Origin of the sequence: Marinobacterium zhoushanense (assembly GCF_014641945.1) — a bacterium.
GTDB lineage: Bacteria > Pseudomonadota > Gammaproteobacteria > Pseudomonadales > Balneatricaceae > Marinobacterium_D > Marinobacterium_D zhoushanense.
This window is the reverse complement of sequence record NZ_BMIJ01000001.1, coordinates 482,585-495,265: the sequence shown is the minus strand read 5'-3', so window position 1 is coordinate 495,265 and position 12,681 is coordinate 482,585. Positions and strand designations below refer to the sequence as shown.

Below are 12,681 nucleotides of genomic sequence, written 5' to 3'. Positions count from 1 at the left end.
TTTAGTAGAAAAAATAACTAGTTTGTTCTGGGCGTGATTCTGTCCTGACTCTCTGGGTTTCGGGAATAGACAGTTCCGCGTGCTTCCGCGCCAAAAGGCTCAGTCGCTGACTTCGGTCTCAGGAATCATCATCAAACTTTTACATACTCGGCGCTATAGCAACGCCGGACTATCTGTTTTTTGCCGTTAAGGCATAACGAGGTTTGTAAACTATGGTCTCGGCCAATCGATCGGTAGTAGTTGTATCACGTCGCGAACGCCTCTTTCATGCGGTTTTGTTCGAACTACTGCTGACCTTGCTCGATATCGCCTTTATCTCGTTTGCCTATCCGGAGCAGCCGGTAGAATCGGGAGTATTGTTGGCAGTGGCTGCATCGGCAATTGCCGTGGCGTGGAACTACCTGTTCAACGTCCAGTTTGACTGGGTATTTGGACCAAACCGCATGGCTAGAGGTTGGAAGCTTCGCGTGTGGCACGCCCTTGCTTTTGAGTTAAGTCTGACGCTAGCGTTACTGCCGGTAGTTGTTTGGCTGATGGATTTGGCCTGGCCGGAAGCGTTGCAGTTGGAGGTTCAGATGTTGCTGATGGCGCTGGTGTTTACTTTGCTCTATAACCGCATGTTCGATCAACTTCGGGTGTGGCTTATAGGGGCTTACCCGGACGAATCCGAAGTCAGTAGGTAACGGCTGTTGATTCTGTTTGCTGGCTCAGGAGCGCTGCTGCGAACTCCAGCAGGGATTCTACGGTGGGTAATCGAAGAACACGCTCCGACGTTCCCACTAGGCCCTTCAAGATCGACTGATGGTCGGATGCTCGCCGTTCAACTTCTCGGTAAAGGCCTCCAACGTCTGTTCGGCTTCGTTAATCGGGGCGGCGCAGTAGACCCTCTTTAGATCCGCAGAGACATCCTTGTGCGGTTTCCAGTTCACATAGCGCAGGGAGTGCCGTACCAGGTGAACGATACACAACTGGATCTCTGTTAGCGGGTAAACCGCCTTGATCGCTTCTGGGAAGCACGTAAGGCCATCGACATAGGCGATCAGGATATCCTACAAGCCAGGATTCGTGAGTTCGGTGACCACCGACAGTCAGAACTTGGCGCCTTCGGTTTTCGCGCCATCCACTAGTTCATCAACTCCTTCTCGCCATCGAGGTTGATGCCTAGGGCCAGGTAGAAGGATTTGTTCCGTACTGTGCCGCTGTCGAGACTGCGAACCGCCAGTGCGTCGAGGTAGACAATGGTGATTCAATCCTTTTAGAAACTTTGGTACTTATCTTAGAGTTAAATGATGCATGAAAGCCTTTCACCAAGTAAATCCCATGCGCTCCTCATTTCTTTCCTATATTCATGGCGTTGGTAAATCCGCTTGATTCTGTTCTCTTCTGTATGATTCAAACATCTCTCAATTACATCGGGCATCACACCCAGTTCAGCCATCAGTGAAGCACCTGTACGACGTAAGTCATGAGGTGTCCAACGGTCGCCTCTTCCCTTGAGTAGTATTAGCGACTTAGCTTGTCGAACACTGCGACCTGTTAGGGGTTCACTATCTTCCCGCTGCCGATCACGTATTTGTTTGGTGATCGTTTTGGTGTCGAGGTGATCTGACTCAGTCCGGTTTGGAAAAAGCCAAGGGGTATGCCCGCTTATGGGGTATAGCTTCTCAAGGCATTCAGTTGCAAAAGAGCTCAAATGAACTGTATGGGGTTTCCCGTTTTTCGTATCGGGTATCAACCACTCGCATTGGTCAAAGTTGATCTGTTCCCATTGTGCACTCAACAACTCTCCAATGCGGCAGCAAGTAACTAACTGCAATAGGACCGCGAGTTGGTTCACTTCTACAAGACCTGAGGTTGGTAGCTTTTGGAATAGCTCGACGAGTTCAGGCTCTGAGAGTATGCGGTCTCGCTCGTTACCTGAGCTGCCAACCTTTGATTTTTTGATTCCGGACGATGGATCAAACTCAATGTAATCCTTATCGACAGCAAAGCTCATCAATTGGCGAATGAGACTAAATACAACATGAGCAATTCGGTCTCCGCGTTTTTTGACTTTGCTATTAATAGCGCTGATATGAAGTTTTTTAACCTCATCAATCCCTAAGCTCCCCAATGCAGGAAGCACATCCTTCTCCATCATGCGGCGAACCTCTGCGCCTCCATCTTTCCTACGAGAGGCTTCCTCGCTGTGCCATTGCTCAAATACTTCACGAACGGTCTTTCGCGCAGCATCTGCTGCAATCCGATCATGTATACGTCGGCGATTTTCAGTCGCGGGGTCATGTCCTGTTTTAACCAGTACTTTCAGTTCTGCTGCCTTATCACGAGCCTGTTTGACGGTAAGGGCATGAGAAGGGGCTGTTTTGCCAGTGTGGAAAGGGCCAAGCGACATGGATCGGTTTTTGTAGTTGTCACCTTTCTTAGCAGTAGGCTCAGGGGCTACCTTCACTGAATATCCATAAATCCACGATTTTGCTCCGGTTGTTGTAACACGCAACCGTAGGCCTGGTGACTTGCTATCACTGAAAAACTGTACCTTGTTGCTTGCCTTAATTTCTTTGCAGAATTGGTCAGGATTCGTTGCTGGAATTTTGATATCGGCCATCAGTTTCTACCGTTGCTCGTACAGGATCTGTACAGGATTTTGCCCCCTTGTACAGGATCTGTACAGGAAAATATGCCTTGGAACATAGTGGGATGTTATGGGACTTTAATTTGCACAAGTATTTGTTATTTAATGATTAAATGTTCGGTTAGCTGGGTGTTAATGGGCCTTTCTAGAATTGAGTGGGACTATGAATTTCTTGCATGGGGTGCAAGGGGTCGCAGGTTCAAATCCTGCCGTCCCGACCATTAAAAATCTTAATTTATTACTATTTATAAAGCCCTCTGGTAGATGCAGCTTGCTCGATCCGTACCGCGTACAGGATCTGTATAGAAAGCACTCCAGCATGTGTCGCATGTTAGGCAAGTCCCGTTAGATACCTTCAATTCCTGTTACTGAACTATTTAGCAACGGATTTTTCTTCGACAGCCCAGTAGGGGGCAAATCTAAGAATCTCAGGCCGACTCACGCCGGTTCAATGTGGCAGACCTTCTCCTCATTTCCCTAATCTAATCCATACTTAGGACAGTGGCGCCTTATGTCGTAGACTTCTTTAGGGGGGCAAAGTATGAAACAGGTAGACGGCGAGACTACATTAAACCTACTCGGCATGGATTACTTGAAGGAAGCTTCCACTTTTGGCGCGCTCTCAAGTGAAGCGATCAAGGAGCTGATGACCAAAGGCACCATATATTTACTCCAGCCCGGTGACTTACTGTTCAGGGTTGGCGATTCAGGCAACTCGTTTTTTGTCGTACTCAAGGGCACTATTGAGTACCATCACGCCTTAGAAGATGGGTACGAACAACTTAATGAGCTAAATTATGGTGATCTGATAGGCTTTGTTAACCTGATCACACTAACGTCACGTCTCGGAACAGCTACCGCCGCTACTGAAAGCTACGTACTCGAGGTTTCTGACGATCTCTTTTATGCGCTTCACTGTGAAAGGCCTGTGGATTTCGGCCTGTTATTACTAAATTTGGCGCGTGATATGGGACGCCGGATCATATATTTGGCTACACATTGGGCGAAGCAAAAGCATGAACTGCATAATTAACATTAAAACGAGCCAAGCGTACCTGGCAGAGTTCATGGCTTATCCTATGCATGATGCACTTAAGTTAATCTAAAAATTGAATCGCCCCGAGTTTTATTGGCATCAAGTAGCGCTATATCAGCTGGACTGCCGGCGTTGGCAAAGTGATTGGTCCCCTTAATGAATGCACCGGGTACGGTCATTGAGGATTCGATATCCCAACTTGAAAGCTCTTAACTGCGATGGCATCCGCTGCTGCCGGAAACCCAGACTACCAAGCCTCTTTTTTGTGTGCGCATATGGGGCAACACAGCACGATTTGCCTTTTGTGTACCCAGTACATTGCTATCGTAAACTTGGGCAATCTGTTCCGGGGAAAATTAACATTGATGGCCCGACCGACGTCGTTTTAGATCGCTCTTACGACAGTCTGAGCGTCTGAGGCTCGGCTGGCATAGTTCATCACTACCGCGAAACCATCGGTTGCAAGGCGTTTACCAATGGCGGCACCGATACCGCGAGAGGGTCCAGTAATGATAGCGACTTTCTCATGTTTGAAGGCATGTGGAGTGTGCATGATCTGTCCCTGTTTTCAGCCGCTTCAGCTCCGAATGGCCAAGCCCGCCGTATTTCTTTCGCTACGTATAAAAGGTGGCATCCGAAATACCCATCTGCAGCACACCTAGGGGATGGGCGTGTCTCGCTCGCCTGCTTGAGCGCGGAGGTGATCTGCTCCTCCTTGTTGCGCGATTTCTTGTGGGGAAAGGTCAGCATCATGTCAGATTTTACAGTTTTAAGTGGTTAAGACTCGGGGGTAAAGGTGTCCGGTTAAAATGGGGCGCTCACCTCAAAAAACCTATGGAATAGAGAAAGTTGTTAAGACGAACTAAATAAACTGGACAATATATCAACGATATTTTCTTGAATTTTTATTGATTTTGGATTGATTTTCTTTGAAATTGCAAATTCCACATGATCTGTAGAATATTTTTAAAAACTAAATTTATCTTCTGGATTTGTATATGCACCTTTCTTAACTCTAGCCGCTCTATGAGGGAAGCTCATCACGGCAAATTCTTCAGCAGATATAAGACCCGCATCCTTTAGTTCTTTCTACATTCCAATAACATAATTTTCACTAATGGACATAACATTATATTTTATTAATATTTCATACAGTTGACTAATTTTTATCGCATCATTACTAATGCTCACGTTAATAGAATGTTCTATTTTTTGCTATAGGGTTTCCTTGTGAGAAATATAATGTGAGTCGAACATTTTGAGTTTTGATTGGCTTAATGGATGATATTTTAATAATAAGTTATAACGTTGATTTATATCATTATAAGAGTCGAGATATTTTTCGCCTCCGAAAATAGTTAACAGCGAAATTCATTAGTTAGCTCCAATAATTTATCTGCATGTTCAAGTACATCGGTCGAGAAGCTTCCAATTTCTCTGCTCCGATCTGAACTTTTAGAAACGTTTTTAAGTACGGTATTCATGCTTTCTGCAATTGCATGAGCAGTTGAGGAAATTTCTTCGATACTAACTGCTTGTTGCTGATTCCGATCACTGACTTGACTGAATAGTTGGCTGATTTGATTCATTTCACTTATGGCTTTGTCTCCGCTATCTCGGCTAGCACTAACTTGGCTTCGCCCATCTTCCATCGAGCCCAATATTTTTTGCATCTGCTGTTTCATATCTAAAATAATTGTATTTATATTTGTTGTTGCAACCACTGTTTTTTCGGCTAGTGCTCTTACCTCATCAGCCACTACTGAGAATCCTCTGCCAGCCTCACCTGCACGTGCTGCCTCTATTGCGGCGTTGAGTGCTAGGAGATTTGTTTGCTCAGCAAGCCCGTTGATGATTCCAGTTACATTGTCCACTCGTGTGGATGCACTGTTAAGGTCGTTCAGCTGACCATGAATATGCTCGAATAGATTGGATAACTGTTCTAATAAACCTAGGGCATATGTAATAACCAAGCCACCATTCTCAGTGGCTGTAAGAGCCTTTACTGATAGTTTATTTGTCTCTTCTGATGCTTGGGCCATACCCGCAACGGTATGGCTAATTTCTTCGATTGATGCTGCTACTGTGCTTGTTTCGGATTCGATCTGTTCGCTCTCATGGACCTGAAGTTTCATTGTATCGTTCAGCTCAGACGACATATGTAGCAATTGACCGCTACTGCCTTTAACACTGTTCAGTATGCTGCCAAGTGCTACCGTTAAATGGTTAACGGCCGAACCAAGACGATCAAACTCGTCTTGCGTTCCATTGCTAACCGGCATTCTTAATGATAGATCCCCAGAAGCAATTTGCTCCAAGCAAATCAATGTTGCACTAAGTGATCTTGTGGATCGGCGCCAAGTGATCAGCAGAAGCAACATGCAAAAAGATGTGACTAATATGCCTGCAATGAGTATTGTCGTCCGTGCAGAATTACTTGTTTCCTCAGCTCTTTTACGAGCGCTGGAAAGCTCTTTCAATACATTATCTAAGATTTTATCCACATCGTTATTAAGCGCTGCAAGCTTTGAGTTATTTTTTACATCTAATAATAGATATTGTGAAATCAATCCGGAAAGCTGAAGCATCTCTTGATCTAGTTTACTCAGATACTGTTCAAATGCTTTCAAGAAACCCCGAGTCTCAAGGCTTTTCTCTATGTGGGATTTGACCTGCTCATACGTATCCATACTTTTCATAGAACGGTGTTCAATGAGTTGGTATACAACATCAGATAATGTACGCAGGTCCTCATCCATGAAGGAAAAGGAGTTGTTCTTTAGCTCGTTCAGGGCTTGTGTAACTAATGCGCGTTGTCCATCATTATTACCAGTGCCAATCTGTTTTTTTAAAGTCAGCTGCTGTTTGTATGTATTAGTCCAGTCTTCTAGATCGGCTTCAAGAGTAACAGCGTCTCTCATTCCTAGTTCTCTGAGGCTTTCGAGTTCTTGAAACTTATTATTATAAAGCTGATCTAATTTTTCAGGCCCTTCCTCCGGAGTAAGGCGAGAAGCAATAGATACATCAGCCTTTATGTTACTTACACTTATTACCCAGCTTCCAAGAATATCTACCTTTTTAGCAGCATCTGTCTGATGAATTAGGGTCGAAATCGACATATATACAAGGAAAGAAAAGCCGAAAGTTGTTAAAAGTACAACTAGAAGCAAGCTTTGCTTAAAGCCTAGTTTTGGGAGGGTCATGGTATATTCTCGATTTTAAATATGGCATCTTGCCTTAATTGAATAAGAACTATTTTGTACCTGATTTTCGTTTTTTGATTAAGAAGCAATCATTTTTATAGGCATCTATTGAATTATGAAAAACGATATGAAAGGTAATTAAAATCGCAGTTGAGCCTGTTCCACAGCCATGATCAAGCACTACCATAGATGGCGACAGTTATACCAATCTTCATTTTATAGGTTACTAGATCCGCAGAGGTCTTTCGCATAACGATCTGCAATATGCTCCTGGGAGCTTGCTAAGTGATGCATTATATCTTCCTAAACTTTTTGATCGCTAAATAAATTTTTGAATACTTCATTAATATAAAAAATAATACTAAGCTTATAAAGGAAGATGTGCTATCTCATTTTCATATACTAGATATAATAATTTCGGTTTGAATATGCGTCCTACTACTAGTCATTATGTTTTTGGTAGATAAGTTGTTTTCTATTTGTTCTGGTTCCTAGCATAATTACTGATAATAGACGCATGTTAATTTAAAAATATTCAACAATTTATTTGTTTTTGTTGCATAGTTGATGGAGTAATTATCTTCCACGATCATGAAATGGATATAATATATTACTTAAAAAATCAGATCTTGAACGATTAATCTAAGTTTAATTTTTATAATAAATTGAAAGTGTATTCTTCTAAAAACACTTTTGATAGAAGTTTAGGTTTTAAGATATGTATATTAGTAGTTTAATTGATCCAATATAGTTGGTCGTTTAGAAATATTTTTTGTAAGCTGTAAAAGATAATCCCGGTACATTTTCTACTTCCAAGTAATTCGTCTGCTTTTTTCTACTCTTCTGATAAAATCCAATTTGTGTTTTTTAATATGGTAGAGAGTATTCCTTCTGTTTCAAAGCGTTCTTTAGAGTGTTAGAAAAACCTTGAGGCTTTTACAATGATGTATGATCTGATTTTTTGTAGTTTCCAATCACCTGAATAATAAGATTATTCATTTATCATTGATTTCCAATATAAATGATCTGAATTTAACTTCAAGTAATTCGGAGTTAGATAATTCTCTTTAAGTTGATATATTAAGTATAGTGCTAGCCACCGAATTTTTTATTAGAAAATCAATCTTTTTATTCATGGTGTTTTTTTGGATTAAGTATTAAAGGGGCCGACTGGCTCGAGCAATTATCAAGCCTGCGGCCCAGAAAAATTAAATTGCTACTGATAAAGCCATTTTTATTGACGTCTTCAGCTTTTATTTAGGGGCAGCGCAATCGGACGGATCGGGGCAGCGTCAGCACCACGAAGCTTTAAGGAGCCACCAATAAATGCGAACTCGTAAGTCTGATCTTTTGACAAGTCTTCAAGATAGACCAGCTCCATAATCGGTACACCGTGCTGTGCCAACAGATAGGTGTGCAGAGGTACATAGTTGTTTTCAACTTCAGACGGGAAAGCTTCAAAGCTGAGGTTATCGGCACCTACCACCATGGCACCGCTGACTTCTACAAGGAAACGTGCTGCTTCTATCCCAAGCCCCGGCGGGTTATTCATGTAAGCTTCTGCATCGTTGTAGTGCTTCATGCGACCAGTACGGATCAGCACAATGTCGCCTTCTTGCAAGCTCACGTGCTGCTTTTCGAGAGCATCAATGAGATCCTGCTGACTGATACGATAGCCATCAGGCAGCATATCAACCCCTTTTGAAGCTGCTACATCAATTAATACACCGCGTGCGATGAGCGGAGGAATTTTCTCTGCACCTGCAACGCTCCAACCTCGATCACCGAGGTGCTCACTGGCTTCGAATCCGTTCCAGATCTTACCGTTAAGGCCAAAATGGGGTAGAGCATCAATATGAGTGCCCATATGGGTATACATGGAGATCGCAGCTCCGGTATAGCTAACATGTTCGTTCATCTCCTCGCCCAAATGCAGGGGATCATCTATAACATTGCCATGGGGGGTGTGGGTCATCCAGATGCGGTAGTGTGGGTCTCCAGCGGCTTGCCAGCTAGGCATACCAATAAAATAGTCGACAGACAGATCGTAGGATTTGCCGCCAGCGATACGTGACAGAATAGACGCTTGGGACTCGGGTGTGATCATGTTCAAACGGCCGATTTGGTCATTGGGTCCCCAAGGGCTGATGCCTACGTCGGGTTTTTCGGCTGCATGGACAGATCCGGCAACCAGCAGCGATGTCAGTGCTAGCCTAGGCAGGATATTTTTCATACTCACTCTCCAATTTAAATAGGTACGTGTGACCTTTCCTACTGCAAAACTCACGATAAACGTGTTTCCTATTTTAATAATCCTCGTTAATAGAATAATATTGTTCACAAATATCGAATAATGGTGGTTATAATGGAAAGATTGAACGATATAACCGTTTTTATTCAGGTGGTCGAAAGTGGCAGCTTCACTTTGGCAGCAGAGAAGTTAGGTATTTCCAAGTCAGTCGTAAGTAAATATGTAACACGGCTTGAGAATGGTTTGGGAGCACGATTACTCAATAGAAGCACTCGACGATTAAGCCTGACTGAAGTGGGGCGAAACTATTTTGAGCAATGCAAGTACGGGCTGGAAGCAATCGAGAGAGCCGAGGCGGAGGTCACAAAATTACAAAAGGCGCCGCTTGGGGTACTGCGGGTCAATGTCCCGATGTCTTTTGGGATACTTCACATCGCTCCTTTGCTACCGGAGTTTCAGCAAAAGTATCCGGGTGTCACCGTAGATATGGTCCTTGAAGACCGCCAGGTGGATTTGATCGACGAAGGGGTGGACCTTGCAATTCGCATTGCCGAGATGACTGACTCCTCGCTGGTGGCTCGGAGATTAGGGCCTTGCCGCCATGTAGTTTGTGCATCACCGGCGTACCTTGCAGAGAACGGTATACCGAGTACACCTGAAGAGCTGCAAGTCCATAACGCGATATGCTACCGATATCATGACTCGCCAACCTCTTGGCGCTTTATTGACCCTGATGGGGCTCACATATCAGTACAAGTATCTGGTTCAATTCAAGTTAATAACAGTCTTGCTCTGAAGCAGGTGTTACTCGCGGGAGGTGGAATTGCTCTGACACCTACTTTTGTCGTTGGTGATGAACTTCGTACGGGAACGCTTCAAGAGGTGGTTAGTCGTTACCGGAAAAATCAATTATCGATCTATGCCGTGTATCCGCAGCGGCGGCATCTCTCACCGAAAGTAACATCCTTTGTGGACTTTCTGGCAGAGCGAATTAGTGAATACCCAACTTGGGACCAAAGTCATACTAATGCAGTAAGCGAGTTGCAGCAGCACAGTATAGAGAAACTGTAACAGCTGAGTCTATGGGGGCGAATTATAAACAGTTCCGCGCCCGAGTAGGGGACAATATGGAAATAAATGACCACAGGCTCGGCGTGGAACTATTTTATATTACTCTAGAGTTTGAATGTAGCGCGACGAGTTAATCATTCGTTTTCATCGTAACCATCACATATTCGAGTAATTGGGTCCACCAGCCCCTTCCGGGACCACCCAGGTGATGTTCTGTGCCGGATCCTTGATATCGCAGGTCTTGCAGTGCACACAGTTCTGCGCGTTGATCTGGAATCGGGGACCGGCTTCCTCCTCGATCACCTCGTACACGCCGGCCGGACAGTAGCGCTGCGCCGGCTCGGCGAACTTGGGCAGGTTCTGTCTGATCGGGATACTGGTGTACTTCAGCTGCAAGTGGCAAGGCTGGTTCTCCTCGTGGTTGGTGTTGGACAGGAACACCGAGGAGAGTTTGTCGAAACTCAGTTTGCCATCCGGTTTCGGATACGCGATCTTCGGGCACTGATCTGCCGGTTTCAGCTGCGCATAGTCCGGCTTGTCGTCGTGCAGGGTGATCGGCAGTTTGCCGTTGAAAAGGTTCTGGTCGATGAAATTGAACGCGCCGCCGAGGATCGGGCCGAACTTGTGCATCGCCGGACCGAAGTTGCGTGAGCGGAACAGCTCGTCATAGACCCAGCTCTGCTCGAACTTGTCGGCGAAGCCGGTCAGTTCGGTATTGGCCTGATTGGATGCGATTGCCTCGAATACCGCTTCGGCGGCGAGCATACCCGACTTCATTGCGGTGTGTGTGCCCTTGATCTTGGAGAAGTTCAGCGTGCCGGCATTGCAACCGATCAACAGGCCGCCGGGGAAGCTCATCTTCGGCAGGGCGTTGAAACCGCCCTTGGTGATGGCACGGGCGCCGTAAGCGACGCGGGTTCCGCCTTCGAGATGTTGCGCCAGAACTGGGTGGTGCTTCAGGCGCTGGAACTCGTCGAACGGGCTGAGCCAGGGGTTGGTGTAGTTCAGGTCCACGATCAGGCCGACCACCGCCTGGTGGTTCTCCAGGTGGTAGAGGAAGAAGCCGCCACTCACCCCGTCGTTAAGTGGCCATCCGGAACCATGGATCACCAATCCAGGGCGGTGCGTCCCCGGATCAATATCCCAAAGCTCTTTCAGGCCGATTCCGTAGTGCTGGGAGTCGGCGTTAGTATCCAACCCATATTTGCTAATAAGTTGCTTGCCAAGATGGCCACGACATCCCTCGGCGAACAGGGTGTACTTGGCGTGCAGCTCTATTCCCTCGGTGTAGTTGGGGCCCTGCTCGCCGGCGGCGGTGATGCCCATATCGCCGGTGGCGATGCCTTTGACAGACCCATCCTCGTGATAGAGCACCTCTGCAGCGGCAAAGCCGGGGAACACCTCGACACCCAGGACTTCCGCCTGTTCCGCCAGCCAGCGGCACAGGTTGCCCAGGCTCACCACGTAGTTGTTCAGCCCGTGACCTGTGTTGTGCATGGTCTTGGGGATCAGCGCGTTGGGCAGCTTCGTCGCCCCGGTCTCACTCTTGAGCAGGTAGAGCTCATCAGCGGTCACCGGGGTATTTAACGGCGCACCCATCGCTTTCCAGTCCGGAAACAGCTCATCCAGGGCGCGGGATTCGATCACCGCGCCGGAGAGGATATGGGCGCCGACCTCGGAACCCTTCTCCACCACGCAGACCGTCAGTTCACGCTCGGCGTCCTGGGCCTGCTGCATCAGCCGACAGGCGGCACTGAGCCCGGCCGGGCCAGCCCCGACGATCACTACATCAAATTCCATCGATTCGCGCATTAGTTACCTCGGTATTCTGTTTTCGCCCGCCCCGGCGATACGAATGCATCCTGTGCCTGGGACACTGTGGCCTTTGGTGCCAGTCCTACGTCTTACCTGGCTGTCGAGTATTCGCTCCGAGGGAGAACGATCTATCCCCTTTAACGCAGCCGACCCAACTGCAGTGGCGGCTTGGGATTGTTAAGGGGCTTGTCCGCACAAGTCCCTTAACTCGCCTACAAGCAAAATCTGCACTCCCTGTGGCAACCAACCTTCTTGATTAGTGCTGCCAGCCATCCGCTGGAATTAGAGCTTGGCTTCCAGTTCAGGCATTGCCTGGAACAGGTCTGCCACCAGGCCATAGTCGGCAACTTGGAAGATCGGCGCCTCCTCGTCCTTGTTGATCGCCACGATCACCTTGGACTCCTTCATCCCGGCCAGATGCTGGATCGCGCCGGAGATACCGACGGCGATGTACAGCTCGGGGGCGACGATCTTGCCGGTCTGGCCCACCTGCATATCGTTGCTGACGAAGCCGGCATCGACCGCGGCACGCGACGCCCCGATCGCCGCGCCGAGTTTGTCGGCCACTTTCTCGAGCAGGGCGAAGTTGTCGCCGTTGCCCATGCCGCGACCGCCGGAGATGATGACGCGGGCGCTGGCCAGCTCCGGACGCTCGGATTTGACCATCTCCTCT

The 12,681-nt window shown here is 46.8% G+C and carries 9 protein-coding genes, 1 tRNA gene and 1 pseudogene; 4 read left to right on the top strand and 7 right to left on the bottom strand.

The features are described from left to right. Positions 1 to 212: 212 nt before the first annotated feature. Complete coding sequence (locus IEX40_RS02335) at positions 213 to 683, top strand: PACE efflux transporter (protein WP_188745479.1); 471 nt, start codon at positions 213 to 215, stop codon at positions 681 to 683. Between the two features lie 108 nt (positions 684 to 791). On the opposite strand, the pseudogene IEX40_RS22070 reads toward IEX40_RS02335, so the two are convergent. Both IEX40_RS22070 and IEX40_RS02320 read right to left on the bottom strand, forming a co-directional pair. Further along, a pseudogene (locus IEX40_RS22070) lies at positions 792 to 1,240 on the bottom strand (transposase); the annotation flags it as partial. Positions 1,241 to 1,282: 42 nt separating this feature from the next. Continuing rightward, positions 1,283 to 2,605, bottom strand: coding sequence for a tyrosine-type recombinase/integrase (locus tag IEX40_RS02320; protein WP_188745478.1), 1,323 nt, complete (start codon positions 2,603 to 2,605; stop codon positions 1,283 to 1,285). 152 nt (positions 2,606 to 2,757) lie between these two features. Between IEX40_RS02320 and IEX40_RS02315 the strand changes: the two genes are divergently transcribed. After that, a tRNA-Pro gene (locus IEX40_RS02315) sits at positions 2,758 to 2,853 on the top strand. 320 nt (positions 2,854 to 3,173) lie between these two features. Further along, positions 3,174 to 3,665: a Crp/Fnr family transcriptional regulator gene (locus IEX40_RS02310; protein ID WP_188745477.1), complete on the top strand. Its 492-nt coding sequence runs from the start codon at positions 3,174 to 3,176 to the stop codon at positions 3,663 to 3,665. Positions 3,666 to 4,053: 388 nt separating this feature from the next. Here IEX40_RS02310 and IEX40_RS02305 read toward each other — a convergent pair whose 3' ends face one another. The 3 genes from IEX40_RS02305 to IEX40_RS02295 form a co-directional block, all read right to left on the bottom strand. Further along, positions 4,054 to 4,221 carry an SDR family NAD(P)-dependent oxidoreductase gene (locus IEX40_RS02305; RefSeq protein ID WP_229680498.1) on the bottom strand — a complete coding sequence of 56 codons (168 nt, stop codon included), beginning with the start codon at positions 4,219 to 4,221 and terminating at the stop codon, positions 4,054 to 4,056. 805 nt (positions 4,222 to 5,026) lie between these two features. Then, positions 5,027 to 6,871, bottom strand: a complete 1,845-nt coding sequence (locus IEX40_RS02300) for a methyl-accepting chemotaxis protein (protein WP_188745476.1) — start codon at positions 6,869 to 6,871, stop codon at positions 5,027 to 5,029. 1,246 nt (positions 6,872 to 8,117) lie between these two features. Further along, complete coding sequence (locus IEX40_RS02295; protein WP_188745475.1) at positions 8,118 to 9,104, bottom strand: cyclase family protein; 987 nt, start codon at positions 9,102 to 9,104, stop codon at positions 8,118 to 8,120. Positions 9,105 to 9,236: 132 nt separating this feature from the next. Between IEX40_RS02295 and IEX40_RS02290 the strand changes: the two genes are divergently transcribed. After that, positions 9,237 to 10,193 (top strand): LysR family transcriptional regulator, encoded by a 957-nt coding sequence (locus tag IEX40_RS02290; protein ID WP_188745474.1) that lies wholly within the window; start codon positions 9,237 to 9,239, stop codon positions 10,191 to 10,193. A gap of 156 nt (positions 10,194 to 10,349) precedes the next feature. Here IEX40_RS02290 and IEX40_RS02285 read toward each other — a convergent pair whose 3' ends face one another. Next, positions 10,350 to 11,993, bottom strand: coding sequence for an electron transfer flavoprotein-ubiquinone oxidoreductase (locus IEX40_RS02285; protein ID WP_229680496.1), 1,644 nt, complete (start codon positions 11,991 to 11,993; stop codon positions 10,350 to 10,352). A gap of 297 nt (positions 11,994 to 12,290) precedes the next feature. Next, positions 12,291 to 12,681: FAD-binding protein (locus IEX40_RS02280; RefSeq protein WP_195826147.1), on the bottom strand; the 391-nt coding region annotated here is incomplete at its 5' end.

What these genes read in the sequence shown, in the direction of transcription:
- IEX40_RS02310 (WP_188745477.1), top strand. Translation starts at nt 3,174, where the DNA reads ATGAAACAGGTAGACGGCGAGACTACATTAAACCTACTCGGCATGGAT.
- IEX40_RS02305 (WP_229680498.1), bottom strand. Translation starts at nt 4,221, where the DNA reads ATGCACACTCCACATGCCTTCAAACATGAGAAAGTCGCTATCATTACT.
- IEX40_RS02300 (WP_188745476.1), bottom strand. Translation starts at nt 6,871, where the DNA reads ATGACCCTCCCAAAACTAGGCTTTAAGCAAAGCTTGCTTCTAGTTGTA.
- IEX40_RS02335 (WP_188745479.1), top strand. Translation starts at nt 213, where the DNA reads ATGGTCTCGGCCAATCGATCGGTAGTAGTTGTATCACGTCGCGAACGC.
- IEX40_RS02320 (WP_188745478.1), bottom strand. Translation starts at nt 2,605, where the DNA reads ATGGCCGATATCAAAATTCCAGCAACGAATCCTGACCAATTCTGCAAA.
- IEX40_RS02295 (WP_188745475.1), bottom strand. Translation starts at nt 9,104, where the DNA reads ATGAAAAATATCCTGCCTAGGCTAGCACTGACATCGCTGCTGGTTGCC.
- IEX40_RS02290 (WP_188745474.1), top strand. Translation starts at nt 9,237, where the DNA reads ATGGAAAGATTGAACGATATAACCGTTTTTATTCAGGTGGTCGAAAGT.
- IEX40_RS02285 (WP_229680496.1), bottom strand. Translation starts at nt 11,993, where the DNA reads ATGGAATTTGATGTAGTGATCGTCGGGGCTGGCCCGGCCGGGCTCAGT.